23 protein-coding genes and 1 pseudogene are annotated in these 25,228 nt (G+C 69.1%); 10 read left to right on the top strand and 14 right to left on the bottom strand.

Annotated features, from left to right (window positions below; all coding sequences use genetic code 11):
• Window positions 1-242: 242 nt before the first annotated feature.
• Together NLI01S_RS10990 and NLI01S_RS10985 are read right to left on the bottom strand one after the other, a co-directional pair.
• Window positions 243-1,430, bottom strand: a complete 1,188-nt coding sequence (locus NLI01S_RS10990; protein WP_067603286.1) for an MFS transporter — start codon at window positions 1,428-1,430, stop codon at window positions 243-245.
• Between the two features lie 213 nt (window positions 1,431-1,643).
• A complete protein-coding gene (locus NLI01S_RS10985) occupies window positions 1,644-2,627 on the bottom strand; it encodes a LacI family DNA-binding transcriptional regulator (protein WP_084392489.1) in 984 nt (327 codons plus the stop codon).
• A gap of 1,029 nt (window positions 2,628-3,656) precedes the next feature.
• On the opposite strand from NLI01S_RS10985, the gene NLI01S_RS26730 reads away from it, so the two are divergent.
• Entirely contained in the window at window positions 3,657-3,788 is a 132-nt protein-coding gene (locus tag NLI01S_RS26730; RefSeq protein WP_371850608.1) for a hypothetical protein, read from the top strand.
• A 95-nt stretch (window positions 3,789-3,883) separates the two neighbouring features.
• On the opposite strand, the gene NLI01S_RS10975 is transcribed toward NLI01S_RS26730, so the two are convergent.
• A complete protein-coding gene (locus tag NLI01S_RS10975) occupies window positions 3,884-4,090 on the bottom strand; it encodes a hypothetical protein (protein WP_067603284.1) in 207 nt (68 codons plus the stop codon).
• Window positions 4,091-4,346: 256 nt separating this feature from the next.
• Here NLI01S_RS10975 and NLI01S_RS10970 point away from each other — a divergent pair, with 256 nt between their 5' ends.
• Together NLI01S_RS10970 and NLI01S_RS10965 are read left to right on the top strand one after the other, a co-directional pair.
• A complete protein-coding gene (locus tag NLI01S_RS10970; protein WP_067603282.1) occupies window positions 4,347-5,450 on the top strand; it encodes an LLM class flavin-dependent oxidoreductase in 1,104 nt (367 codons plus the stop codon).
• Window positions 5,447-6,064, top strand: coding sequence for an FMN reductase (locus NLI01S_RS10965; RefSeq protein WP_067603280.1), 618 nt, complete (start codon window positions 5,447-5,449; stop codon window positions 6,062-6,064). The genes NLI01S_RS10970 and NLI01S_RS10965 overlap by 4 nt, the downstream gene beginning before the upstream one ends.
• A gap of 71 nt (window positions 6,065-6,135) precedes the next feature.
• Here the strand turns inward: NLI01S_RS10965 and NLI01S_RS10960 are convergent, their stop codons facing one another.
• The 4 genes from NLI01S_RS10960 to NLI01S_RS10945 all read right to left on the bottom strand — a co-directional run bounded on the left by NLI01S_RS10960 (window position 6,136) and on the right by NLI01S_RS10945 (window position 8,911).
• Complete coding sequence (locus NLI01S_RS10960) at window positions 6,136-7,131, bottom strand: YihY/virulence factor BrkB family protein (protein ID WP_067603278.1); 996 nt, start codon at window positions 7,129-7,131, stop codon at window positions 6,136-6,138.
• 145 nt (window positions 7,132-7,276) lie between these two features.
• The gene (locus tag NLI01S_RS10955) at window positions 7,277-7,864 is read right to left on the bottom strand and encodes a DUF3618 domain-containing protein (RefSeq protein WP_067603276.1); all 588 of its coding nucleotides are present in this window, start codon (window positions 7,862-7,864) and stop codon (window positions 7,277-7,279) included.
• A complete protein-coding gene (locus tag NLI01S_RS10950; protein WP_067603274.1) occupies window positions 7,840-8,280 on the bottom strand; it encodes a phage holin family protein in 441 nt (146 codons plus the stop codon). The genes NLI01S_RS10955 and NLI01S_RS10950 overlap by 25 nt, the downstream gene beginning before the upstream one ends.
• 1 nt (window position 8,281) lies before the next feature.
• On the bottom strand, window positions 8,282-8,911 hold the full coding sequence (locus NLI01S_RS10945; RefSeq protein WP_067603272.1) for a hypothetical protein: 630 nt from the start codon (window positions 8,909-8,911) through the stop codon (window positions 8,282-8,284).
• Between the two features lie 191 nt (window positions 8,912-9,102).
• Between NLI01S_RS10945 and NLI01S_RS10940 the strand changes: the two genes are divergently transcribed.
• From NLI01S_RS10940 to NLI01S_RS10930, 3 genes are all read left to right on the top strand, one after another.
• Window positions 9,103-9,786: a maleylpyruvate isomerase family mycothiol-dependent enzyme gene (locus tag NLI01S_RS10940; protein WP_067603271.1), complete on the top strand. Its 684-nt coding sequence runs from the start codon at window positions 9,103-9,105 to the stop codon at window positions 9,784-9,786.
• A gap of 417 nt (window positions 9,787-10,203) precedes the next feature.
• Entirely contained in the window at window positions 10,204-10,494 is a 291-nt protein-coding gene (locus NLI01S_RS10935) for a hypothetical protein (protein WP_157091008.1), read from the top strand.
• Window positions 10,495-10,585: 91 nt separating this feature from the next.
• On the top strand, window positions 10,586-11,662 hold the full coding sequence (locus tag NLI01S_RS10930) for a lytic polysaccharide monooxygenase (RefSeq protein ID WP_067603268.1): 1,077 nt from the start codon (window positions 10,586-10,588) through the stop codon (window positions 11,660-11,662).
• Window positions 11,663-11,776: 114 nt separating this feature from the next.
• Here the strand turns inward: NLI01S_RS10930 and NLI01S_RS10925 are convergent, their stop codons facing one another.
• Complete coding sequence (locus tag NLI01S_RS10925) at window positions 11,777-12,370, bottom strand: flavin reductase family protein (protein ID WP_067603267.1); 594 nt, start codon at window positions 12,368-12,370, stop codon at window positions 11,777-11,779.
• 50 nt (window positions 12,371-12,420) lie between these two features.
• On the opposite strand from NLI01S_RS10925, the gene NLI01S_RS10920 reads away from it, so the two are divergent.
• The gene (locus NLI01S_RS10920) at window positions 12,421-13,383 is read left to right on the top strand and encodes a threonine ammonia-lyase (protein ID WP_067603265.1); all 963 of its coding nucleotides are present in this window, start codon (window positions 12,421-12,423) and stop codon (window positions 13,381-13,383) included.
• Between the two features lie 485 nt (window positions 13,384-13,868).
• On the opposite strand, the gene NLI01S_RS10915 is transcribed toward NLI01S_RS10920, so the two are convergent.
• The 3 genes from NLI01S_RS10915 to NLI01S_RS10905 form a co-directional block, all read right to left on the bottom strand.
• Window positions 13,869-14,312, bottom strand: coding sequence for a hypothetical protein (locus tag NLI01S_RS10915; protein WP_067603331.1), 444 nt, complete (start codon window positions 14,310-14,312; stop codon window positions 13,869-13,871).
• Between the two features lie 253 nt (window positions 14,313-14,565).
• A complete protein-coding gene (locus NLI01S_RS10910) occupies window positions 14,566-15,396 on the bottom strand; it encodes a SigB/SigF/SigG family RNA polymerase sigma factor (RefSeq protein ID WP_067603262.1) in 831 nt (276 codons plus the stop codon).
• A gap of 421 nt (window positions 15,397-15,817) precedes the next feature.
• A complete protein-coding gene (locus NLI01S_RS10905; protein ID WP_067603260.1) occupies window positions 15,818-16,162 on the bottom strand; it encodes a DUF3140 domain-containing protein in 345 nt (114 codons plus the stop codon).
• Between the two features lie 176 nt (window positions 16,163-16,338).
• On the opposite strand from NLI01S_RS10905, the gene NLI01S_RS10900 reads away from it, so the two are divergent.
• From NLI01S_RS10900 to NLI01S_RS10890, 3 genes and pseudogenes are all read left to right on the top strand, one after another.
• The gene (locus NLI01S_RS10900; protein WP_067603258.1) at window positions 16,339-16,758 is read left to right on the top strand and encodes a CBS domain-containing protein; all 420 of its coding nucleotides are present in this window, start codon (window positions 16,339-16,341) and stop codon (window positions 16,756-16,758) included.
• 93 nt (window positions 16,759-16,851) lie between these two features.
• Window positions 16,852-18,035 (top strand): annotated as a pseudogene (locus NLI01S_RS10895) (alcohol dehydrogenase catalytic domain-containing protein).
• A 53-nt stretch (window positions 18,036-18,088) separates the two neighbouring features.
• Window positions 18,089-19,897, top strand: a complete 1,809-nt coding sequence (locus NLI01S_RS10890; RefSeq protein ID WP_067603256.1) for a thiamine pyrophosphate-requiring protein — start codon at window positions 18,089-18,091, stop codon at window positions 19,895-19,897.
• Between the two features lie 55 nt (window positions 19,898-19,952).
• Here NLI01S_RS10890 and nrfD read toward each other — a convergent pair whose 3' ends face one another.
• Genes nrfD through fdh form a run of 3 tightly spaced genes read right to left on the bottom strand, consistent with a single transcriptional unit; the run spans window position 19,953 to window position 25,173 of the window.
• Window positions 19,953-21,023: an NrfD/PsrC family molybdoenzyme membrane anchor subunit gene (nrfD, locus tag NLI01S_RS10885; RefSeq protein ID WP_067603254.1), complete on the bottom strand. Its 1,071-nt coding sequence runs from the start codon at window positions 21,021-21,023 to the stop codon at window positions 19,953-19,955.
• The gene (locus NLI01S_RS10880; protein ID WP_067603252.1) at window positions 21,020-21,919 is read right to left on the bottom strand and encodes a 4Fe-4S dicluster domain-containing protein; all 900 of its coding nucleotides are present in this window, start codon (window positions 21,917-21,919) and stop codon (window positions 21,020-21,022) included. Before NLI01S_RS10880 ends, nrfD begins: the two co-directional genes overlap by 4 nt.
• Window positions 21,919-25,173 carry a formate dehydrogenase gene (gene fdh / locus NLI01S_RS10875; protein ID WP_067603250.1) on the bottom strand — a complete coding sequence of 1,085 codons (3,255 nt, stop codon included), beginning with the start codon at window positions 25,171-25,173 and terminating at the stop codon, window positions 21,919-21,921. The genes NLI01S_RS10880 and fdh overlap by 1 nt, the downstream gene beginning before the upstream one ends.
• Between the last annotated feature and the right edge of the window lie 55 nt (window positions 25,174-25,228).

The raw sequence follows: 25,228 nt of genomic DNA, 5'->3' as shown, positions 1-25,228 counted from the left end.
AGATCCGGCGGAACCCGAATTGTTGGCGTTAACATCCGTGGCCAAGGAGAGGTCCCTTCTCGGCTGTGCTCACTGAATGAACCCCTTGCGCCACGTGAGGGACGAGGCCATGAGGGGGCTGCTGTGACCTGGCCAACATTGTTGGCGTTAACAAAGGAGGAAGTCAACCCCCCGACGAAAACGGTTGCCGACAGCGAAGCGCCCGTGCCCCGAACCGGGACACGGGCGCTTTCGCCGAGGTATCAGTGGCCGAGCGCGGGTTCGCCGACGGCCTCCTGCTCCGGTTCGGCGGAGCGGTCCGACAACCCCGCCATCACCGCGATGCCCAGGCCGATCAGGGCCAGCACCGCGCCGATCGCCGCGGGGGAGGCGTAGCCCAGACCCATCGCGATGCCCACGCCTCCGACCCAGGCGCCACCGGCGTTGGCCAGGTTGAACGCGGAGTGGTTGGAGGCCGAGGCCAGACTGGGAGCGGTGCCCGCCCGACTCATCACCAGCACCTGCAACGGAGCCGTCACGCCGAAGCCGACGGCTCCCAGGACGACCACGCCGATCGCGGCGGTCCAGGGATTGTGCACGGCCACGGTGAACAACGCCAACACGGCGGCCAGGCTCGCCAGGGAACCGTAGATGGTGGGGCGCAGCCAGCGGTCGGCCAATGGGCCCACCAGAAGCGAACCCAAGGTCATGCCCACTCCGAACAGGGCCAGCACGATCGGCACACCGGCGGTGGGCATGCCCGCCAACTCGGTCATCATCGGGGAGATGTAGCTGTAGACCGCGAAGACCCCGGCGAACCCGAACACCGCGGTGAGCAGACCGAGGACCACCTGGGGCCGGGCCAGGGCGGAGAACTCCCCGCGCAGGCCACCGGTGCGGCCGATCGGCACGTGCGGCACCCAGCGGGCGACGCCGAGCACGGTCAGTCCGGCGATGACCGCCACCACGAGGAAGGCGGTGCGCCAGCCGGTGAGCTGTCCCAGCAGGGTGCCGGCGGGCACCCCGACGATGTTGGCGATGGTCAGCCCGAGCATCACTCGCGCGACCGCGGTGGCCTGCCGGCCGGGACCGGCCAGGTGAGCCGCCACCAGCGCGGCCACACCCAGGTAGGCGCCGTGCGGAACGCCCGCCAGGAAGCGGGAGACCAACACGGTCTCGTGCGAGGGCGCGAACACGGTGAGCAGGTTGCCCAGCAGGAACACGCTCATGAACAACAGCAGCGCGGTCTTGCGCGGCAACCGCGTGCTCAACGCGGTGAGTAGCGGCGCGCCCACCACCACGCCCAAGGCGTAGGCGGAGATGAGGTGTCCCGCGGTGGGGATGGGTACACCGAGGTCGGCGGCGACCTCGGGCAGCAGACCCATGATGACGAACTCGGTGGTTCCGATGGCGAAGGCCCCGAGGGCCAGGGCGAGCAGGGCCAAGGGCATGACTGTGCCTCCCTCTTGCGCAGAGGTGGTCGAGCGACGGGTCGTGGAGCGCGCGCCGAAGGGCGCGAAGGCCTGGTGGCCGAGAAGGAACGTGCCTGCCGCCGGGGTCGGAGCGACAGATGGTTGGCACGTGCTAAATCCAGGATGTCAGGTCTGAGGGGCGCACATCAACCGTGCGGCACGTGATCTGTCTCGCGCCGGGACCGCGTGGACTCAACGGCATGGGGGAGCGGTGCTCTCCCGCATGGTCAGCGTGGGCGCCAACACCACATGGGCGCTGTCGGTACGCCCCTCGTCCAACCGCGCGACCGCCGCGTCCACCGCCAGTTCCGCCATCCGTTCCACGTCCTGGCGGACCGAGGTCAGACCCAGGAACGGCAACCCCGCGACACGGCTGTCGTCGTAGCCCACCACCGACACCTCACCGGGAACGGAGCGCCCGGCCCGCACCAGCGTCGCCATCAACCCGCGCGCGCACTGGTCGTTGCAGGCGACCACGGCGGTGGGCAACCGGTCTCGGGCCAAGAGGGTGTTCGCGGCCCGGGCCCCGGCTGCCTCACCATAGACACCGGGCAGTACCTCGACCCACTCGTCCAGACCGTGGTCGCGCATGGCCGCCAGGTAACCGTCACGGCGCTCGGGCGCCCCGGGCGATTCGCCACCGTCCACGTGCACGATGTCCCGGTGTCCCAACGAGACCAGGTGGTCCACGGCCAGCCGGGTCCCGGCCGCGTCGTCGGTTCGGACGCTGTCGGTGTCGACCGCCCCGCTGCGCTGCCCGATCTCCACCACCGGCACCCGGGACGCCACCCGTGCCAGATCCTCGGGGGCCTGGGCCGACAGACCGATCAGTACCAGCGCCTCACAGCGCAACCCCACGAGGTCGTCGATGGCCCGGCGTTCGGTGCGCGTGGCCATCAGGGCGCTCAACACCACGCTGTACTCCTGTAGGGCGGCCGCAGCGTACAGCGCGCCCACCAGGTCGGTCTCCATCGGGTGCGCCATGGTGAACAGCACCCCGAGTTGGCGGCTGCGGGCCCGGCGTAGCAACTGTGCGGCGGTGTCGGCGCGGTAGCCCAACTCCTCGGCCGCGCGCAGTACCCGCTCTCGGGTACGGGCGCTGGGGCCGGGCCGATCGCCCAGCACCAGGGAGACCAGCTGCCGGGAAACGCCCAGATGCGCGGCCACGTCGGCCATCGTCGGCCGAGCGCCGCTGTCGTTCCCCGTCACCTTCGGTCTCCTCCCGTGCAGGCGCATCGTACCGCCGCCCACGAACACCCGCCGCACAAGGCGAACCGATGTCCGGAAGCGGGCGTCGGATGGCGCGGATCGGCGCGGTCGGGATGGGCGCCGTATACGGGTCCTCTCGGAGAGGGTCCGGCCGGTCCACGGTTCACGCGCCGATGGGCGGATGAGTGGGTGAGGCCGGTCGTGAGTGGAATGGTCCCGACCGGACACGAAAAAGCGGGGGCGCGCTGTGCAGCGCGCCCCCGCCGGGTCTGGTCGGCCCCACGTCCCCCAACGTGGGGGCCGACCTCGCGGCCCGCCACCGAGAACGGTGGGGCCGCTGGGAGGCGAATACGGTGATGTTTCCGTGTCGGAAACCCCCATTTACGACACGAACACTCGTATTCGCTTGGTCTGGGCCGGGTCCCACGTCCCCCAACGTGAGACCCGACCGGCGCGGCCTACGCACGGAGTGCGGTCTGGCCGCTGGGAAGGCGGATGCAGCGATGGTTTCGTGCCGGAAACCCCCATTGCCGACACGAGCGCGTGCATCCGCGCATGGTCTGAAGGTGATGTCGAAGCTTCTCACAGACACTGGTGGGATTTTCGGGGTCGGGGTTCGGTCTGGGGTGCTTCACCTGTGATAACGCTTCGTACAGGTGGAGTGTTCCCGCCTGTACGAACGAATTTACGGGGTCGTCGGTAAAAACCGTGTGCATTCCGGGGCACGGGTTGTCCATACTCTTCGAGACTTCGATCGGCGAGGTGAGGGAGGATGGTCGCGACGCCTCCGGGCACAACTGATGAGGCGACCACCCTGTGGCGCACCACCGGCCCCGCGGAACTCGCTCTGGTCAGGGGTTCCGGCCGGCGCGAGTGGCCGCCGAGGCCGCTCGGCGGCCCCTCTTTCATCCCGTCCTGAACGAGGACTACGCCGTTCGGGTCATCCGAGAGTGGAACCCGCCACGCGAGGGTGAGGGGCACGTCACCCTTTTTCGCGTGGAGTCCTCGCTCCCGTCCCGCTACCCGGTGCGACAGGCGGGTGGGCGCACGATCCTGGAGTTGTGGGCGTCGGTGGCGGAATCGGCCGAGTTCAACGCGCACGTCCATGGAACGATCGAACCGGTGTGATCCTTCCTGCCCGAGGCCTCGTGGCCCGCGTTCGGAGAATTCTCAGGCGCGAACTCGTGGCCCGGCCGATGCCGGCCCCTTCGTGTTCGTGGGACTCAGCGTGGCTCGGCGATCGTCTCGCGTTCCTTGAGGCTGAGCAGGACCTCGCCCAAGGCGTCGGCGAGCAGTACCGGCTCTCGGGTGCGTTCGGTCGCTCCCTCGTCGGTGTGAGGTGGGCGACGCTGCCGGGGTACGGCACCGTGTGGGGTCGGTGAGGCGGTGGGGTGATGGGGCTTCCGTCGGGGGTCGAGGGTGGTGGCCATGGGGGTGTCGGGCGCTTCGGGGGCACCCTTCTCCTTTCCCGCACTCTTCAGGCCGGTCTGTGGCCCGCTGTGACGGTGTCTTCACCTGTCTCACCAGGGGTATCACGCGGTAGTGACATTTGGTGGATACGGAGCGTGCCTGTGGATGAACACGGGCCCTCGAAGGTCGATGGAATAGCCGGATCCACAAGCTGGTTCGACATGATAATTTCATAGTAAATAATTTCCTTGGAAGCTAGATGGATCGGGGAACGCCATGCAGTTCGGAATCTTCTCGGTCAGTGACGTCACCACCGACCCCACCACGGGACGCACTCCGACCGAGCACGAGCGGATCAAGGCGATGGTGGCCATCGCGGTCAAGGCCGAGGAGGTGGGCCTGGACGTCTTCGCCAGCGGCGAGCACCACAATCGCCCCTTCGTGGCCTCCTCGCCCACGACCATGCTCGGCTACGTGGCGGCGCAGACCGAGAAGCTCATCCTGTCCACCTCCACCACGCTGATCACCACCAACGACCCGGTGAAGATCGCCGAGGACTTCTCCATGCTCCAGCACCTGGCCGACGGCCGGGTGGACGTGATGATGGGTCGCGGCAACACCGGACCGGTCTACCCCTGGTTCGGCAAGGACATCAGACAGGGCATCCCTCTGGCACTGGAGAACTACAACCTCCTGCACCGTCTGTGGCGCGAGGACGTCGTCGACTGGGAGGGCAAGTTCCGCACCCCATTGCAGGGCTTCACCTCCACACCGCGACCGCTGGACGAGGTGCCGCCGTTCGTGTGGCACGGTTCCATCCGTAGCCCGGAGATCGCGGAGCAGGCCGCCTACTACGGTGACGGCTTCTTCCACAACAACATCTTCTGGCCGGCCACTCACACCCGTAAGCTCATCTCGCTCTACCGGCGCCGCTTCGAGCACTACGGCCACGGCGGCGCGGACCAGGCGATCGTCGGACTCGGCGGTCAGGTGTTCATGCGCAAGAACTCCCAGGACGCGGTCAAGGAGTTCCGTCCCTACTTCGACAACGCGCCGGTCTACGGGGGTGGCCCCTCCCTGGAGGAGTTCACCCGCGAGACCCCGCTGACCGTGGGCAGCCCGCAGGAGGTCATCGACCGTACTCTGGGCTTCCGGGAGATGTTCGGCGACTACCAGCGCCAGCTCTTCCTGATGGACCACGCCGGTCTGCCGCTCAAGACGGTCCTGGAGCAGCTGGACCTCCTGGGCGAGGAGGTCGTCCCGGTGCTGCGCAAGGAGTTCGCCGCGATGAAGCCCGCCCACGTGCCCGACGCACCCACCCACGCCTCGCTCCTGGCCGCCAAGGAGCAGGCCGCCACGAAGACGGAGGAGACCCGATGACCCGGAAGTTGGTGACCGTCACGGCGGGGATGAGCAACCCCTCCTCGACCCGTCTGCTCGCCGACCGTCTGACGGCCGCTGCAGAGGAGGCCATGGTCGAACGTGACGAGAAGGTCGAGGCGCGCGTCGTGGAGCTGCGCGAGGTGGCCCACGACATCATGAACGCCATGACCACCCGTGTACCCACCGGCGAGCTTCCCGGCGTCCTGTCCGACATCGCCGACGCGGACGGGATCATCGCGGTGACCCCGGTCTTCAACGCCTCTTACAGCGGCCTGTTCAAGTCGTTCTTCGACGTGATCGAACCGGGCACGCTGGACGGTACCCCGGTGCTGATCGCCGCCACCGGCGGCAGCCCGCGCCACTCGCTGGTGTTGGAGCACGCGCTGCGGCCGATGTTCTCCTACGCCCGTTCGGTGGTGGTGCCCACGGGCGTCTACGCCGCCTCCGAGGACTGGGGCGCGGGGGACGGCGGTGGACGCGAGCTGTCCGAACGCATCGATCGGGCCGCCCGACAGCTGGCGATCCTGGCCACCGAGCACACCTCGGACAAGGTCGACCCCTACGAGGAGCCCACGTCGTTCGCGGACCTGATGTCCGGTCTGGGCACCTGAGCGGGGGCTGATTCCCGAAAACACAACACGTGTGGGCTCCCCGAGGAGCCCACACGTGCCCTCCGTCCGCCTCAGCCGTGTTCTCGCCGACGCTTCCCGTCCTTCTTCTTGGGGCGGTCGCGCATCTCCACGTAGGGCTCCTCCTCGGAGGACTGTCCCGCCTCCTGCGCGCGCCCGCGCTCGATCTCGGCGTTGAACTCCTCACCGAGCAGGATCGCGATGTTGCTGATCCAGAGCCACACGAGGAAGATCACCACGGTCGCCATGCTCCCGTAGGTCTTGCTGTAGGAGGCGAAGTTGGCGACGTAGAAGGCGAACGCCAGCGAGGCGACCAGCCAGATCAGCACTGCGAGCAGGCTGCCCGGGCTGACCCAGCGAAAGCCGCGCTTGGCGTTGGGCGAGGCCCAGTACAGGAGAGCGATCATGAAGGCCATGAGGAGCAGCAGTACCGGCCACTTCGCGATGCTCCACACCGTCACCGCGGTGGGGCCCAGACCGACCAACCGACCGACGCGCTCGGCGACCCCGCCCGAGACCGCGACGGTGAGCACGGTGACGGTGATCAGGACGACCAACAGCAGGGTGACGCCGACGCGGATGGGCAGCGTCTTCCATATGGGGCGTCCCTCCGGTACGTCGTAGACGACGTTGGACGCCCGCATGAAGGCGGCGATGTACCCCGAGGCCGACCACAGGGCCACGGCCAGGCTGACGATACCGACGAGGCCGGCGACGCCCTGACTGCCCTGGAGGTTCTCGATGGCGGTGTTCACCAGCCCGGCGACGTCCGGGGGTAGGAGCGCGGAGGCGTTCTCGGTCAGTGTCCGGGTGGCGTCCGGCCCGGCCAGACCGAGCAGTGAAACCAGTACCAACAGCGCCGGAAAGAGCGAGAGGATCGCGTAGTAGGTCAGCGCGGCGGCCAGGTCGCTCACGTTGTCCGCGCTGAATTCCCGGAACGTCCTGCGCAGGGCGCCCCACCACGAGGACTTCGCCATGCGGGTCGGAGCCGTGGCCTCTCCTGTCGGAGTGCGCTCGCCGCCCCGTTTCTGGTCGCTCTGTCGGACCATCGGTCACTTCCCTTCTCCGCTCATCGCCATCTCGCCGGTACCGTCGACGAAGGGCGTGGCCGCGCCCCACCGCCTCGCCCACCGCGACAGAACCGGGTGGGGAGACGACGCGGGCACGACGGGCGGTCGGAGCCTCCCGCGCGGATCAGGAACCGCGCATTTCCTCCGACGCGCTCTTGGCCTCATGCCGGGCCTGCTCACCGGTGGAGCGCGCCCTGTCCGAGGCGCTCTCCTTCAGGTGCTCTCCGGCTTCGCGAGTGGAATCGGTGGCCTGTTCCTTCACCCGGTCCACGGACCCGGAGACCGCCTGTTCGACCGGCTCGATCATCGCGCCCGCACGGTCCTGGACCTGGCGGGCGGCCCGCCGCTCCGCCCTGCTCTCGGAGATGAGCGAGGCCGCCAGCAGACCGGCGCCGAAGGCGATCAGTCCGGCGGCGAGCGGGTTGCCCCGGGTCTGCTGGACGGCCTGCTGGGGAGCCGACCTGACCGCGTCGGTCATCTGTTCGGCGTTCTGTCGGATCGAGCTCCCGGTGGAGCTCCCACCCGACCCCTGAGACGGAATCGATCCCATGACGCGATCCTTCACTTCCCCGGCCTTGCGGCGCATCCGGTGGGTGCGACGGTCGATCGCTTTACGCGGGTTGGCGCGGTCCACCAGCCGGTCGGTGTCCTGGGTCAGCTCCGCGCGCGTGCGCTCGATGTCCTGCCTTATCCGGTCGGATGTTTCACCCATTGGGCGTCCTCCTTCAGTGTCTCGATGGTGCGGTCGGGTGTGGGTGAGACCTCGCGCATCCGGTTACGTCCGATGACGAACATGACCGCACCCGCGATCGCCCACAGCACCGCCACCACCAGGGCGGACCAGCCCAGTCCGATGAGCTCGGCGAGGCCGAACACCGCGGCGAAGCTGAGCAGGATCACCGTCATGTAGCCCGCGAACCCGGCTCCACCGAGCAGCCCCGCGGCCTTGCCCGCCTTGGCGCCCTCCTCGCGGAGCTCGGCCTTGGCCAAGGCGATCTCCTGGCGGAACAGCGTCTGGAGGTCGGTCGTCACCACCCCCACGAGTTCGGACAGGGACCGGTCGTCCTGGTCCCACTCCCGCCGGATCCGGTCCTGTGTGCCCGGTGTGGGCCTGGGAACCGTCGCCATGTCAGATTCCTCCTCCTTCCGGATTCCGCCCCAGCCTCTCGGAGGCCACGCCGGGAGGGATCGTCTCGCCCGCGGACGGGCTGCCCTGTCTTGGCAGCGAAGCGGGCTCGCGACTCTGGACCGAGGAAGAGCCTCGCCCCGGTCCCTCGGACCCTCCCTGTTCGGATCCCTCGGGGGACACCTTGAGGATGCGCCCGAGCGCGAACCCGGCCACCGCAGCCCCCACGAGGAAGGCCATCGGCTTGCGCCTGGCGAAGTCGCGGGCCTCGTCCAACAGGCCGTTCACGCCCCGCTCGTCCAGGAAGTCCGCGGTCCCGCGGCCGCCTTCGGCGACCTGGCGCACCACGTCGCCCACGGGTGAGTCCGTGTCCGCGTGTTCGGCCATGGACTCCAGTTCCTGTGACCACTGGCGCAGGTTTCCCGAAGCCTTCCTGGTCTGGTCCTCGGCCTCTTCCCGGAGGCGCCCCTGGACGTCGTTCATGACGTGGCCCGTCTCCGAGCGGGCCTCACCGACGAAGGACCGTGCCTGCTCCTTCGCGGTGGACGCGACCTCGCCCGCGGCCGCGCGAGCCGCTTCGGTCTTCTGGCCGCCGCCGCTGTCGGGTCCGCCGGACCCATCCTGCGAGTGCATCACCGCAACCTCCTCGGATCGGCTGGTCATGCGGTTGGGAGCGCGCCTACCCTCGCGCTCGCACCGATACGCATGAGAAGACCGCGGATGTGTATTCCTGGACTTCTTTTGTCATTTCCTTTCCCCGGAGGAAGCCTCGTCGGGGACGGTGGACCGGACTTGTCCCTAACGGTGTTAGGTAGGGTTGGACGATGGACTCCGCGCTCATCTACCAGCAGGCCCAAGACCGTCTCGTCGCCTTGGCCGCGGGCCTGGACGAGGCCTCTCTCGCCACCGTCGTCCCGGCCTGCCCCGCCTGGGACGTTCGCCAGACCTACGCCCACATGGCCGGTCTCTGCGTCGAGGTCGTGCAGGGCCTGGTGGCGCCCCCGGCCAGTGACGAGGTCACCGCCCGTCAGGTCGCCGACCGTGCCGACAAACGCATCGACGAACTCACCGCGGAATGGGTCGAGGGCGCCCCCGCCCTGCTCGAACTCATGCGCACCCGGACCCGGCTGCGTTACTCCCTGCCGGCGCTGGACACCTGGCACCACGAGAACGACATCCGCGGCGCGCTGGGGATGCAACCCCAGACCGAGGGCGCCGACCAGCTCGCCGCCTTCGTACTGGGCGGCCTGGCCCGAGGTTGGCCCGCCGACCGCCCCTCGGTGCACGTGAAGGCCGCCGACACCGGCCAGGAGTGGCGGCTGGGGGAGGGCGACGCCGAGAAGGGGGCCGACCTCGGCCTGAGCGCGAGCGCCTTCGAGCTGGCCAGGGCGATCACCGGGCGGCGCAGCCTCGCCCAGATCCGTGCCCTGGACTGGGACGGCGACCCCGCCGGGGTGGCGCACCTGCTGCCGGCCCTGCCCGCCCCGGAGGGTGACCTGACGGTCTGAGGATGGCCGTGGCGGATCCGTGGAGCCGGGCGGTGCCACTGATCCGCCACGTCACTTCCAGGTACCGGTGGTGGGAGCGTTCCGATTTTTCTCCCGTCACACCCATTGCCGGGCCACATCAATGGTGTTAACTTTTCGGCACCGCTTATGGGAGCGCTCCCGAACGGGGGGAGCCCTCCCATGGGCGGCGGACCACATCGACGCCCACACCACCTTCCACGTGCCCGAACGGTCGCGCCAGGTCCCGCCGCGACCGCAGCCGGATCCACCACGCATCCTCAGCCCCGCACACCCCTCGGTCCCCCGCACGGTCGCGCCGAGGCGTCCCACTCCTGGACCTTTCGCACGGTTCGGAGGTAGGCGCCCACCCGTGGTAACCGCCAAGGGCATTGAAGGGTCATCTCCGAGGAGAATGATGTGATCAATCAGAAAGCAGGGCGCCCACACGGAAGGCGCCTCGCCCTTCCCGCGGCCATGGGCACGACGCTGCCGACGACCGGCTTCACGGTCGTCTCCCAGAGCACCCCCGCCACCTCACCGGCCGAGCCGGCCCGCACCCATCCGTACGGCGGGCCCGCCCCCGAGTTCATTCACCACTGTCTCTGGTCGCGGATCGAGGTGGCCACGGCGCCGGCGTCGCATGGCGAGCCGTTCGGCGACGAGGACGACACGGAAGACGACACAGAAGAGGAGGGCGCCGAGGACTGACGTCCCATCGGCCCCGAGACCCTTTCCATCCCCCACGCCCGGCCGCGTGAACACCCCCGTACGCGGTCGGGCCCCGCCCCGAAGGGACACCATGCGCACACCCACCATCGTCGGGACGATCGCGACCGCCGCGGCCATCGGAGGCATCGCCGTCGCCGGGGTGCTCGTCGCCCTGCCCGACACCGCCGAGGCCCACGGCGCGTTCACCTACCCGGCCAGCCGCACCTACGCCTGTTTCGACGACGCCACCGGCGGCACCGGCGGAGGCGCGCTGAACCCCACCAACGAGGCCTGCGCCGACGCCCTGACAGAGGGCGGGGACTACGCGTTCTGGAACTGGTACGGCAACCTCGTTCCCGACTCCGACGGACGACACCGCGAGTACGTGACCGATGGGGAACTGTGCGGACCCGGCGAGGACTTCGCCGCGTTCAACACGCCCCGCACCGACTGGCCCACCACACACCTGCCTGCGGACGAGACGGTCGAGTTCCGGCACAACGCCTGGGCCCCGCACCCGGGCACCTTCTTCACCTACGTGACCGAGGACGGATTCGACCCCGAGGCCCCACTCACCTGGGACGATCTGGAACTCATCGACGAGGTGGTCGACCCGCCACTGCGCAGTGGCGGCGACGCCGGAGCCGAGTATCACTGGGACGTGGATCTGCCCGACAAGGAGGGGCGCCACATCGTCTACGTGGTGTGGGAACGCTCCGACAGCCCGGAGGCCTTCTACAACTGCTCCGACGTGGTCTTCGGCGACGAGGAACCGGCACCCACCGATGGGCCCACCACCGAACCCTCGGACGAACCCACCACCGAACCCGAACCCACTGAGGCGCCGGCCGAGGAGTACTGCACCGCCGAGTACACGGTCGTCGACCAGACCGACGACCGGTTCGAGGTGGAGGTCGAGGTCACCGCCGGAACCGAGGGCGTGGACGGCTGGATGGTCGACTGGGTGTTCGCCAACCGCCAGGAGATCCTGGACATGACCGGTGCCACCTGGGTGAACCACGGCGCCCACTTCGAGGCGACCGGGACCGAGGAACACAGCGCCCTGGAGCCGGGGGAGAGCACCGTCTTCGAGTTCACCGGGGCCCACCAGGGCGTCAACATCGAACCCAGGGTGGCCTGTCAGGAACCCGTCGAACACGACCACTAAAGCCCCGGGGACGCGCGCACGGGGCGCGTCCCCGGCCCCTTCGGGCGTCCGGCCCGCTCACTCCTCCACGGGTCGGACGCCCACCGCGGGGCACGGTTTTCGAGGCCGAGGACCTCAGGGGTGGTAGGGCAGGCGGTCGAGCGCCCGCACCTCGCCCAACGTGGACCACTCGTTGCGCCCGAGCCGGGCCAGGGGGCGCAGCAGGGTGATCTCCGGGTGTCCGTCCACCAGGGCTTCCGGAGCCACGGCGACGCGCAGCACCCGGCCGAACACCACGGTGGAGTCGCCCAGCCCCACGGTGGAGTGCAGCCCGCACTCCAGGGCCACGGGTGAGGCGGCCACCCGGGGCGGACGCACCTGCGCGCTCGCCTCCCGCTCGATCCCCAGCGCGTCGAACTCGCTGGTGTTCGCCGGGTAGGGGGTTCCACTCGCGTTCACCTGGTCCTGTAGCGGTTCCGCCGCCAGGTTGATCACGAACTCGCGGGTGTGCTCCACGTTGCGCAGTGAGTCCTTGCGGCCCACCGAGGTGAACTGCACGATCGGCGGCTCCACACAGGAGAGGGTGAAGAAGGAGTGCGGGGCCAGGTTGTCCACGCCGTCCGGGGACGTGGTGGAGACCCACGCGATCGGGCGGGGGACCACCACCGACGTGAGCATTTTGTAGAAGTCCCGGCCGGGAAGGTCGTCAGGGGTCCATTCGGTACGCATCACATCCGAGTATTCCGTGTGCGGCGACCGGACGGGGGCATACTCGCCGCATGCGATTGGTCTCCGTAGAGGACGTTCGTGCCGCGGCCACCAGAATCCACCAACACGTGGTGCGCACGCCCCTCACCGCGGGGCCGAGCACCGAACGGCCCTTTCTGCTCAAACCCGAGAGTCTGCAGCCCACCGGCGCGTTCAAGCTACGCGGGGCCACCAACGCCGTGGCACGGCTCGACGACACCCAGCGCGAACGCGGGGTCATCACCCACTCCTCCGGCAACCACGGTATGGCTTTGGCCCACGCCGCCGCCCGGCAAGGGGTGGCCTGCACCGTGGTGGTGCCCGAGGGCGCACCGCGGATCAAGGTGGAGCGCATCCGGGCGTTGGGCGCGCGCGTGGTGCCCGTCTCCCCGGCCGAACGCCTCTCCACCGCCGAGGAATTGGTCGAACGCGAACTCCTGGCATTCGTGCCGCCCTTCGACGACGCGCGTGTGATCGCCGGTCAGGGCACCGTCGGCCTGGAGATCCTGGAGGAGTCCTCGGAGGTCACCACCGTGGTCGTGCCGGTGGGCGGGGGAGGGTTGGCGGCGGGAGTGGCCACCGTTGCCCGGGCCGTGAGCCCGCGCCGGACGCGGGTGGTGGGTGTGGAACCCGAACTGGCGGCCGACGCGGCCCAGAGCCTGCGCGAGGGTCGCATGGTCACCTGGGAACCCGAACGCACCGACCGCACCATGGCCGACGGGGTACGCGTGTGCCTGTCGGAGTTGACCTTCGCGCACCTGTCTTCACTCCTGGACGAGATCGTCACCGTCAGCGAGGACGAGATCGCCCACGCGGTGGGCGCGCTGGCGCACGGTTCCCGCCTGGTGGCCGAACCCAGCGGAGCGCTGGCCGCGGCGGCGCTGCTGTCGGGCAGGATCGACACCGTCCCGGGACGGCCGGAGGCGACGGTGGCGGTGGTCTCCGGCGGCAACGTCGATCCGGCACTGTTCACCCGCCTGGTCGGCACCGGCTGAGCCCGCCTCGGACCGAAACGCGGATACGCGTGCGCCGGCCATGGGGGCACACCGGGACGACGCGCGTACACCACGATCCTTGGACACGTTTTCGGGACACCGAGGTCAGGTCGCGCGCCGGCGGAAACGTTCGTACTCGGCGGTGGTCGTGCGCCGTATCAGCGTCCTCTCGTCCGTGTGGCCGAACCGCCGGTGCCGCGAACAGAACGCCTCGGGGCGTACGCCCGGTACCAGTACCGGTGCGGGTTCCGGCTGCGGCGTGGGCCCGGGGCCGGCCCGGGTTCGGCCTCCTCCTCGGGTGCGGGTGCCCGGCCCCGAGCAGCCGGCGTAGCCTGGACCGGGCGTGGCCAACGGGTGCGGTTTCCTGGAACCAGGGGATGGCGGGGCAGGAATGGGGACGGCGGGGCGAGCGCCGATCACCGCGTCACAGGGTGTGGCGCTGGCCTGTCATTCGCGAAATAATCCTCACGATATGGACGGAAGCATCAGGTTCGTCGCCGGTCTCGGTCCGTCTCCTGCTCGGGTTCCTTCGCGTCGGGGCCGGTGATCTCGGCTTCGGGCGGTTTCCCGACGATGAGTCCGAAGACCACGTGATCCACCAGCAGGGCCAGCCGCTCCTGTGGACGATCCCTTCGTGTGTGGGCCAGACCGAGCGTCGGCGCCAAGGCCAGCTCGAACAGGCCCCAAGAGAGGGCCCCGTAGATCGGGCCGGTCAGCCGGTGGCCTCGCAGCCGCCCCGGTACGAGGCCGAACGCCGCACCCGCGGCCGCCCCGTAGCTCCAGTGCGCCAGTTCGATGGCAGCGGTGCGCCGATGTTCGGGCACTTGGCGCAGCAACGTCGGCACCCCCTCGCGCAGCATGGCCTCGGGAGGGGTGCGTTCGATCATTCCCAGACCCACCGCGGCCTGTCGCATTCCGCTCATGGCCATGGCGCCGACGGCGCCTCTGAGAGCCCCCTTCATCCAGGGTCGACGTCCCACTCGATTCGTTCGTCCGCTCATCGTCCTCTCCCTTCTCGTGTCGATCTCCCTGACCGGTTCGGTCGCCGGTCACACCCGCGCCCGCTGCGACCGTGCTCCGATGTCGAGGGTTTCCCGTCAAGGACGAAGAGGAGAGCGGCTCCGGGAAGGGGAGACGGCCGGGAGCGCGGGCGTGCGGCCCGCACGCCCGCGGCCGGCCCTCTCAGCGCCCGTCCTCGCCGATGGTCTCGCGGAGTCCGCGCAGGGATGCGGCCAACAGGCGCGACACATGCATTTGGGAACATCCCACCTCCTCGGCGATCTGCGACTGGGTCCACTCGTCGAAGAACCGACGACGGATGATGAGCCGCTCCCGCCAGGGGAGCGCGCGCAGCGCCGGGCGGACGGTCGCACGGTCCACGACCAGGTCCAGGGCGGCGTCCTCCGTCCCGAGGTGGTGTTCGAGAGTGGTGGGAGCGCCTTCCTCACGGGGCTCGGGCGCGTTGAGCGAGACGGTGTTGTAGGCCTCCGACACCAGGCGGGCCTCCTCCACCTGCTTTTCGGTGATGCCCATCTCCTGGGCGATCTCGGCGACGTTGGGCGCGCGGTTGAGGCGTTGCTCCAGATCGGCGCGGACCTTGATCATCTCCGAGCGGCGTGTCTGGGGATCGCGGGGGGTGTGCACCGCCCAGGTGTGGTCCCGGAAGTGCCGTTTGATCTCCCCGGCCACGGTGGGCGTGAGGTAGCGGATGAACTCCTTACCACGATCGGGGGAGTAGCCGCGGATCGCCTTGGCCAACCCGAGGTGGGCGGTCTGCCGCAGGTCCTCCACCCTCTCCCCTTGTCCCCGGTACCGGTTGGCGATGCGGTGCAGAACCGGCAGGTAGTGCTGGGTGATGCGCTCGCGTAGCCGACTGCTCAGCGGGTCGTCCTGGTCCAGGCTCTTCAGCAAGGCCAACAGATCCTCCGCGGAGGCGTCCTGGGAGGGCTCACGACGGGCGGTGGGCACGACGGTGGTTCTGATCGCGGTGGTGTTCGCTACGGGAGCGGGCATGGTGCATCTCCTGACCCTTCACGTGTCCGGTGTGCTCGTTCTCGAGTGGTTCGTACGACCCGGACGGGGCGGGGGATCGATGGTTTCCCCGAACGGCGTGAAAAGCGCATCTCCATGGTGCTGCCCGAGAAGTGAGTGTTGAAAAGCGGCCCTGTGGGCTCTTGGGCGAAAACTGTCCTATGTTGGGATGAAATACTCCACGTGCGTCAGAAAGGCCTCTTTGGGCGCTGTTCTGATATTTTCTGCGCGCGAGCCGAACGTTGGTGAGCGAGCCCTTCGGTCAAGGGCGCGGACACGAAGGACGCCGCGGCGCCCTTGTGGACAAGGACGCCGCGGCGGAACCGCTCGTCGCCGTTGGACGGGGCCGTGCGCGGTCGTGGGCGGAGAAGATCCTCCACCCACGACCGCGACGTGGGTTCGTTCAGGTGTCCGACGGCCCCGAATCGGGGCTGAGCGGGTCGTGACCCACACGCATCATCCTCCTGCGCCAGGCGTCGTCCTGGGGTCGCGGATCGGTCAGTTCCTCCTGCACGAACCGTGAGACCCGCTCCATCAGATCGATGTCGTCGGAGGTCACGTCCCTCTTGCGCTTGTCGAGGAGTTGGACGATGCGTTCACCCTCGACGGAGACATCACCGTCGGCGGGAAGCGCCTCCTCCCCCGAGGCGTCCGTGAGCAGCCACCGTCGCAGTTCCTCGCCGGTCATGTTCACCGAGGCGTGGAACTCCTCCCAGAGCCGGTCGACCTCCGGATCACTCGTCGCCATAGTGACGACCCCCTCTCTCCCGAGTCGTGGACGTGGCTACCCCGAGCGTGGCCGACTCATTCGGGTGAGCGGACATCGATGGGATCGGGGCAGACCGGGAGGCCTATGACGTTTCGCCCGGCAGAGGGTCGGTTAGGGCCGAGGACTGAGGACGACGACCGTGAAGGGAGAAGACCATGGTGGACAGCATCACCGAGATCATGAACCCGAGCGTGCGCACCGTCACGCCCGACACCACTTTGCGCGAGGCAGCGGAGATCATGCGCGACGAGGACGTGGGCGACGTCGTGGTGACCTCCTCGGGACGTCTGCGCGGCATGCTCACCGACCGCGACGTCGTGGTGCGGTGTGTGGCCGAAGGGGGCGACCCCGAGACGATCCGTGCCGGGGACGTGTGCAGCACCGAGGTCGTGACCGTGCCCCGCCAGAGCAGCGTCAAGGACGCCGCCCACACGATGCGCACGGCGACCGTGCGCCGGCTGCCCGTCGTCGACGACGACGAGGTGGTGGGAGTCGTCACCATGGGCGACCTCGCCCGGGCGGTGGACGAGCGGTCCGCGCTGGCCGACGTGAGCGAAGCCCCGCCCAACCGCTGACGTACGTCGTCCGAAAGAGGGAGAAGCGCTCCGTCCAGTCCGGGGCCCGGATGGAGCGCTTCCCACGAAGAGCCACGCCGACTGGGGGAGAACATGCGAGCAGTGCTGTGGAACGGAACCCGCGACGTCAGGACCGAGACCGTTCCCGACCCGACGATCGAAAGACCCGACGATGCCGTCATCCGGGTGACCAGTTCCGGCTTGTGCGGATCCGACCTGCATCTTTACGAGGTTCTCGGCCCGTTCATGACGGCCGGCGACATCCTCGGACATGAACCCATGGGTGTGGTCGAGGAGGTCGGGGCGGACGTCACCTCCCTGGTCCCCGGCCAGCGCGTGGTGGTCCCCTTCCAGATCTGCTGTGGGCACTGCCCGATGTGCGGAAGCGGGTTGCAGACCCAATGCGACAACACCCGCGTCCAGGAGCAGGGGATGGGCGCGAGCCTTTACGGTTACAGCTCGCTCTACGGCTCGGTCCCAGGGGCGCAGGCCGAGTACCTGCGGGTTCGGCGGGCGCAGGACAACGCCGTACCGGTGCCCGACGAGGGGCCCGACGACCGCTACTGGTACCTGTCGGACGTGCTGCCCACGGCCTGGCAGGCCGTCCGGTACGCGGACGTGCCCCAAGGGGGTTCCGTGGCCGTCCTGGGACTGGGGCCCATCGGTGAGATGGCCTGCCGTGTGGCCCGGTACCTGGGGGCCGAGCACGTGTTCGGTGTGGACCCGGTGCCCGAACGGCGTGCGCGTGCCGCCGCTCGGGGGGTGGAGGCGTTCGACTCCTCCACGGCACCGACGATCTCGTCCAGGAGATCCGGGGCCGCACCGACGGGCGGGGGCCGGACGCGGTGATCGACGCCGTGGGCATGGAGGCCGAGGGCCACGGTTCGGCCTGGCTCGCCCAGCGGGCGACCTCCTTCATGCCCAAGGGGGTCGCGGCCAAGCTCATGGAGAACGCCGGGGTGGACCGGCTCGGCACCTTCCTGACCGCGATCGACCTCGTGCGTCGGGGCGGCACCATCTCCCTGATCGGTGTCTACGGTGGCATGGCCGACCCGCTGCCCATGCTCACGCTGTTCGACAAGCAGATCCAGTTGCGGATGGGGCAGGCCAACGTCCGTCACTGGGTGCCCGAGATCCTTCCGTTGTTGGACGAGGACGACGTCCTGGGAGTCGAGGACTTCGCCACCCATCACGTGTCCTTGGAGGGGGCGTCGGAGGCCTACCGGCGGTTCCAGGTCAAGGAGGACGGGATCTTCAAGGTGATCTTTCGGCCCTGAACCCGAACCGGTCGATGCGCGAGGCACGGCGCACTACCCGAGGAGGAGCGAACATGGTGCAGAGCGTCGCCGACCATCTGTTGCGTCGGCTGTCACAGTGGGGCGTCACCGAGATCTTCGGCTACCCCGGAGACAGCGTCAACGGACTGGTCGCCCAAATGGCCGAGATCGAGGACGGGCCCCGGTTCGTGCAGAGTCGCCACGAGGAGATGTCGGCCTTCGAAGCGGTCGGCTACGCCAAGTTCGGCGGCCGCCTGGGCGTGTGCATGGCCACCGGGGGACCGGGAGCCATCCACCTGCTCAATGGTCTCTACGACGCCAAACTCGACCATGTGCCGGTGGTGTCCATCATCGGGCAGGCCAGCCGTAGCGCCATGGGCGGTGCCTACCAGCAGGAGATCGACCTGCACAGTCTGTTCAAGGACGTCTCCTCGGCTTTCCTGGAGACGGTCAACGTCCCCCAGCAGCTTCCCAACGTCCTGGACAGGGCCGTGCGCACCGCTCTGTTCGAGCGGGCACCGACCACGGTGATCATCCCTGCCGACGTGCAGGAACTCGATTACTCGCCGCCCGAGCACGCGTTCAAGCACGTGCCCTCCAGCGCGCCCGACCGTGTGGTGGGCGGGGGCACCGTGCTGCCGCCCGAGAGCGAGCTGGATCGTGCCGCCGAGGTGATCGACGCCGGTGAACGCGTGGCGATCCTGGTCGGACAGGGCGCCAGGGGAGCGGCCGACGAGGTGCTGGCCCTGGCCGAGGCGACCGGAGCCGGCATCGCCAAGGCGCTGCTGGGCAAGGACGTGCTTCCAGACGATCTGCCGCAGGTCACCGGGTCCATCGGGCTGCTGGGGACCCGCCCGTCGTGGGAGCTGATGCGCGACTGCGACACCCTGCTCATCGTGGGTTCCAACCTGCCCTACTCCCAGTTCCTACCGCCCTTCGGCCGAAGGGCCGTGGAGATCGACATCGATCCCCGGTTCATCGGAATGCGCTATCCCACCGAGGTCAACCTCGTGGGCGACGCCGCGAACACGCTGCGCGCGCTCAACGAACGCCTGAATCCGTCCGACGAACGCGGTGAGGGGCGTCGACGGTGGCGCACCACCGTGGAGGACAACGTCCGCCGTTGGTGGTCGGTCCTGGACGCTCAGGCCGGGGTCCACGCCGACCCGGTCAATCCGATGCTCATCGTTCACGAACTGTCCTCCCGGCTGCCCGAGGACGCCGTGGTCACCGCCGACTCGGGGTCGGCCACCAACTGGTACGCGCGGTTCCTGCGCATGGGCGAGGAGAACCGTGGTTCGCTCTCGGGCACCCTCGCCACCATGGGATGTGGCGTCCCGTACGCGATCGGTGCCAAGTTCGCGCACCCCACACGTCCGGCGATCGCCCTGGTGGGCGACGGGGCCATGCAGATGAACGGGCTCATGGAACTGTTGACCGCGCGCCGCTACCAGCACCTGTGGGACGACCCGCGCCTGGTGGTGTGCGTTCTGCACAACAACGACCTCAACCAGGTCACCTGGGAGCTGCGCGCGATGAGCGGGTCGCCCAAGACCCCGTACTCACAGGACTTGCCGGACATGTCGTACGCGGTCTTCGCCGAGTCGATCGGGCTGGTGGGCATCACCGTGGAGCGGCCCGAGGAGATGGGCCCCGCCTGGGACCGGGCCCTGGAGGCAGAGGGGCCCGTGGTCCTCGACGTGCACTGTGACGGGGACGTCCCGCCGATCCCGCCCCAGGCCGAGTCCGAACAGGTCACCGACACCGTCAAGGCCCTGCTGAACGGGGACCCCGACCGGGCCGGTGTCGCCGCCCGCGGCCTCGCCACCAAGATCCAGGAGTTCCTGCCGCACCGCCGTTGACCACCGACCGGAGCGCCCCCGCACCCTTTCGAGAAGGGTGCGGGGGCGCAGTGGTCTACCCGGTCTTCGCCGCTGCCCTCTTGCGTTCCTCCAAGCGGCGGCGCTGTGGGACGACCGTGTACTTGGGGTCGGCGGCCGACTGTACCCCGGCCTCGAAGACCCCCAACCGGGTCAGCGCCGAACCCGCGAGCAGCGCCGCTCCGCTGACCGCCGACACCGCACGGCTGCGGCGCCCCAGCACGGCACCGACCGCCCCGGCCAGGGTGAGGGCCTTGGCGGCGCGGGTGAGCTTCCCGGCCCGTCCCTGCTCGTAGGGTTCACCCACCAGCCCCATGCGGCGTTCCATGTACGTGGACGTCGCGACCTCGATCAGGGCGCCACCCACCGCGACCCGACGGGCAGGACGGCTCTGTGCCGTGGGCGCGACGATCAAGCCCATGCCTCCGGCCGCGGAGGCGGCCGAGGAAGCGAACACGAAGGGCATCTCCCGGTACCCCTCGTGCCAGGCGGGTACGGCCGTGTCGCAGATCAGCGGCGCCGTGTAGGTGGCCACGAGTGGACCCGTCAGAGCGGCGCCGATCGTGGCGGCGCGTCCGATTCGGGGAAACCATCCGGTGGCGGCCGTCACCGCGGCCACCCCGGCCAACGGCCCGTACCCCATGAGGATCCACGAACCCATGCTCATCGGCGAGGTCGGCTTGAACACCCGCAGCATGTTGAGGAAGCGCTCGGGCCGCCCCAGGTCGTGGATGAGCGCCGCCGTCGAACCGGAGATGGCCGCCAGGGCCGTGTACTTCAACGGTCGGGCCAGCTCTGGGCGGCCGGTGTGCTCGGCGCCCGCCGCGAGCACGGACGAGGCCCCGGCCAGCCCGCCCAGGAAGAGGTAGCCGCCGATGTCGCGGGCCTCCCACACGATCTGGTTGAGCACCGGCCTGCCGTGGTAGGAGCGGAAGTCGGCGTCGGGTACCCGGGTGGCCTCGCCCCGGCCGCGTCCGCCACGCCTACCGCGCCGAGGGTGGTCCTTGTGCCGTTCGCGTTGTTCGGCGGAGACCACGTCGGTCGCGCCGGTGATCGCCTCGCGGCCCGCCGTACCCGCGCCCTCTCCGGTCTTGTCGGGGTTGGTCATGATCGCCTCCCCGCGAACGCGGCGGTCGCCCCCGCCAGCAGCACCAGCGCCGCCGCCCCGGCGTGGCGCCACATCGATGGCAGGTCCCGGGTGGTCACCACCGGGTCCGGTGGCAGGCCGTACACCTCGGGTTCGTCCAACAGCAGGAAGAAGGCCCCGGTACCGTCGACCCCGTTGTCGGGATCCTCCCCGTACAGCCGGGCCGAGGACACTCCCGCTTCGTGCAGGTCCTCGACCCGCTTCCGTGCGCGCTCGCGCAGCTCGTCCACGTCGCCGAACTGGATGGAGTCGGTGGGGCAGGCCTTGGCGCAGGCCGGTTCCATCCCCGCGCCGAGCCGGTCGTAGCACAGGGTGCACTTCCAGGCCCGACCGTCGACCTCGCGACGGTCGATCACCCCGTAGGGGCAGGCGGGCACGCAGTAGCCGCATCCGTTGCAGATGTCCTCCTGCACGACCACGGTGTCGAACTCGGTCCGAAAGAGCGCACCGGTGGGACACACGTCCAGGCAGGCGGCGCTCGTGCAGTGCTTGCACACGTCCGAGGACATCAGCCAGCGGAAGTCGCCCCCCTCCGCTTCGTCGTGCTCCCCGGTGCGCTGACCGGGCAGCCCGAAGGAGGGCATGCCCAGGTTCACCGGGCCGGGACCCTCGCCCGCGGGGCGGCCCACCCCCGAGTCCTGGTGCCCCAGGGGTTCACGCTGTTCGATGAAGGCCACGTGCCGCCAGGTGTCGGCGCTCAACCGACCAGTGTTGTCGAAGGACATCGCCAGGAAGTCCAGCCCGTCCTCGGGCACCATGTTCCATTCCTTGCAGGCCACCTCGCACGCCTTGCATCCGATGCACACGCTGGTGTCGGTGAAGAAACCCTTGCGTGAGGGACTCTCGTCCTGCGTCATCAGTCCTCCGTTCCGGTCCGTTCGGTGATGCGGGCCCTGTCGCGGTACTCCTCGACCAGGGCCACCCGCTCCGGGCCCCGGGGACGCCGACCTGGCCGGATGTGCGCGGTCAGTGCCTTGACCTCCTGGATGTGCACGTTGGGGTCCAACGAGATGGACATGAGCTCGTTGGCGGCGTCGCCGGTCGAGTACCCGTTGGGGCCCCAGTGGTAGGGCAGACCGATCTGGTGCACGGTTCGACCCTGCACCCGCAACGGCTTCATACGGTCGGTGACCAGTACCCGGGCCTCGATGGCGTTGCGGGCGGTGACGATCGTGGCCCACCCGCCGTGCTCCAACCCCTCCTCGGCCGCCAGTTCCGGGCCGACCTCGCAGAAGAACTCCGGTTGCAGCTCGGACAGGTAGGGCGTCCACCGGCTCATCCCACCGGCGGTGAAGTGCTCGGTGAGCCGGTAGGTCGTCACCACGTACGGGAACACCGACGCCTCCGGAGTGTCGGGCGCCGGGTGGTAGCGGTTGAGCTCGTGCGGGTACAGCACGCGGGTGGGGTTGCGCTGGTGCCCGTACAACGGGTTGGTGAACGGGGTGTCCTGAGGTTCGTAGTGCGTGGGCATCGGGCCGTCGTTGAGCCCGGCCGGGGCGTACAACCACCCCTTACCGTCGGCCTGCATGATGAACGGGTCGACGCCGCTGAGCGCCGCCACGCCCCGGGCGTCGTCGGACGGCCGGTATCCGGGTGCCTTGTCGGGTTCGAAGTCGGCGACGTCGTAGCCGCTCCACCGCCCGGACTCCTCGTCCCACCACACCAGGGCCTTGCGTTCGCTCCACGGGTGCCCCTCGGGGTCGGCGGAGGCACGGTTGTAGAGCACTCGCCGGTTGTCCGGCCAGGACCAGGCCCATTCGGCGGCGATCCAGTCCTGTTCCCGGCCCGGTCTCTTGCGGGCGGCCTGGTTGACGCCGTCCTTGAAGACACCGCAGTAGATCCAGCAGCCACAGCTGGTGGAGCCGTCCGCGCGCAATTGCGTGTACATGCTCAGCGGACGCCCCTGGGCGTCGTGGCCGTTGATCTCGCGCAGGACCGCCTCGGCGCTGGGATCGTCTCCCTCCTCCATCGGATAGTCCCAGGTCAGGTCCAGGAGTGGACGGTCCTTGGGGTCCTCGGAGCCGTGGAGCCGTTCTCGGAGCAAGAGCCCCAGATGGTACATGAACCACAGGTCGCTGCGCCGGTCACCACTGGGCTGCACCGCACGATCGTGCCACTGCAGGGTGCGGTTGGTGTTGGTGAAGGTGCCGGACTTCTCCGTGTGCGCGGCCGCCGGGAAGAAGAACACCTCCGTGCTGATGTCCTCGGTGCGCATCTCCCCGGACTCGATCTCGGGGCCGTCCTTCCACCAGGTGGCGCTCTCGATCAGTGAGAAGTCGCGCACCACCAGCCAGTCCAGTTCGGCCATCCCGAACCGCTGGGCCCGACTGTTGGCCGAACCCACGGTCGGGTTCTCGCCCATGAGGAAGTAGCCCTTGCAGACACCGTCGATCTGGGCCATGACCGTGTCGTAGGTACTGTGCGATCCGCTGAGGCGGGGCAGGTAATCGAAGAGGAAGTCGTTCTCGACGGTGGCGTGCTCACCCCACCAGGCCTTGAGCAGGCTGACCGTGTAGGCGTCCATGTTCGACCAGAAGCCCTTGAGCGGTTCTCCGGCGGCCTTGACGTACCCCTCCAGGTCTTGCTCTTCCTGCATGTGCGGCATGGGCAGGTAACCGGGCAAGAGGTCGAACAGGGTCGGCACGTCGCTGGACCCCTGGATGCTGGCGTGACCGCGCAACGCCTGGATTCCGCCGCCCGGACGACCGATGTTGCCGAGCAGCAGTTGGAGGATGGACGCGGTACGGATGTACTGGGAGCCCACCGTGTGCTGGGTCCAGCCCACGGCGTAGCAGAACGCGCTGGTGCGGTCGGGGCCGGAGTTGCTCGTGAGGTGTTCGCACACCCGCTCGAACACGTCCCGCGGAATACCGCACACCTCCTCGACCAATTCGGGCGTGTACCGCGAGTAGTGGCGTTTGAGGACCTGGAACACGGTGCGCGGATCCGTGAGCGTACGGTCCACCCTGGGCGGATTCCGGATCACGGCCCCACCCGAACCGTGCTGCTCCGGACGTCCCGAGTGCCGGGTGCTCGGATGCGGGTCCCCCTGGCTTCGGTACAGCTGACCACGGTCGCCCGAGGCAGCGGCCACCTCCGTGCCGTCGTAGCTCCACGAGGTGACGTCGTAGGAACGATCCTCGCCCGAGAAACCGGAGAACAGCCCGTCCAGGTCCTCGGTGTCACGGAAGTCCTCGCCGACGATGGTCGCCGCGTTGGTGTACTCCAGCACGTAGTCGTGGAAGTACTTCTCCTCGGTGAGCACGTGGTTGATGATCGCGCCCAGGAACGCGATGTCGGTGCCGGCGCGGATGGGTACGTGCAGGTCGGCCAGGGCACTGGTGCGGCTGAACCGGGGGTCGACGTGGATGACGACGGCTCCGCGCGCCTTGGCCTCCATCACCCACTGGAAACCCACCGGGTGGGCCTCGGCGAAGTTGGATCCCTCGATCACGATGCAGTCGGAGTTCTGCAGGTCCTGTAGGAACATGGTCGCCCCGCCCCGACCGAAGGAGGTTCCCAGACCCGCGACCGTCGAGCTGTGGCACACACGGGCCTGGTTCTCCACCTGGATCACGCCCAGGGCGGTGAAGAGCTTCTTGATGAGGTAGTTCTCCTCATTGTCCAGCGTCGCCCCGCCCAGACTGGCGATACCCAGGGTGCGGGCCACGCGCCGGCCCTCGTATTCCTCCTCCCAGGTCTCCTCGCGGGTGCGCACCACCCGGTCCGCCACCATCCGCATGGCGGTGTCCAGGTCCAATTCCTCCCAGTCGGTGCCGTGCGGAGGGCGGTACAGGACCTTGTCCCGCCGGGACGGGCCGGTCGTCAGCTGCAGACTCGCCGAACCCTTGGGACACAGACGGCCCCGACTGATGGGGGAGTCGGGGTCCCCTTCGATCTGGACGACCTTCTCGTCACGGACGTAGACGTTCTGTCCACAGCCCACCGCGCAGTAGGGGCAGACCGACTTGACCACCCGATCGGCCTCCGCGGTACGCGGACGCAGCCGTTCGCTGCGCTCGGACCTGGCGGCCGATCCCAGTCCCATTCGGTCCTCACCGGTGACCTGCCGCAGCACCGGCCACGAACCGAGCCATGTCCACACGCTCATGGAAAACCTCCCGGACCCGCGGGCCCTCGACACGTTCCGGGCCCCGGTTCGACAC

This window comes from Nocardiopsis listeri NBRC 13360, assembly GCF_001570765.1.
Lineage (GTDB): Bacteria > Actinomycetota > Actinomycetes > Streptosporangiales > Streptosporangiaceae > Nocardiopsis > Nocardiopsis listeri.
Note: the sequence above shows the minus strand (reverse complement) of the source record. Positions and strands in the feature narration are given on the sequence as shown.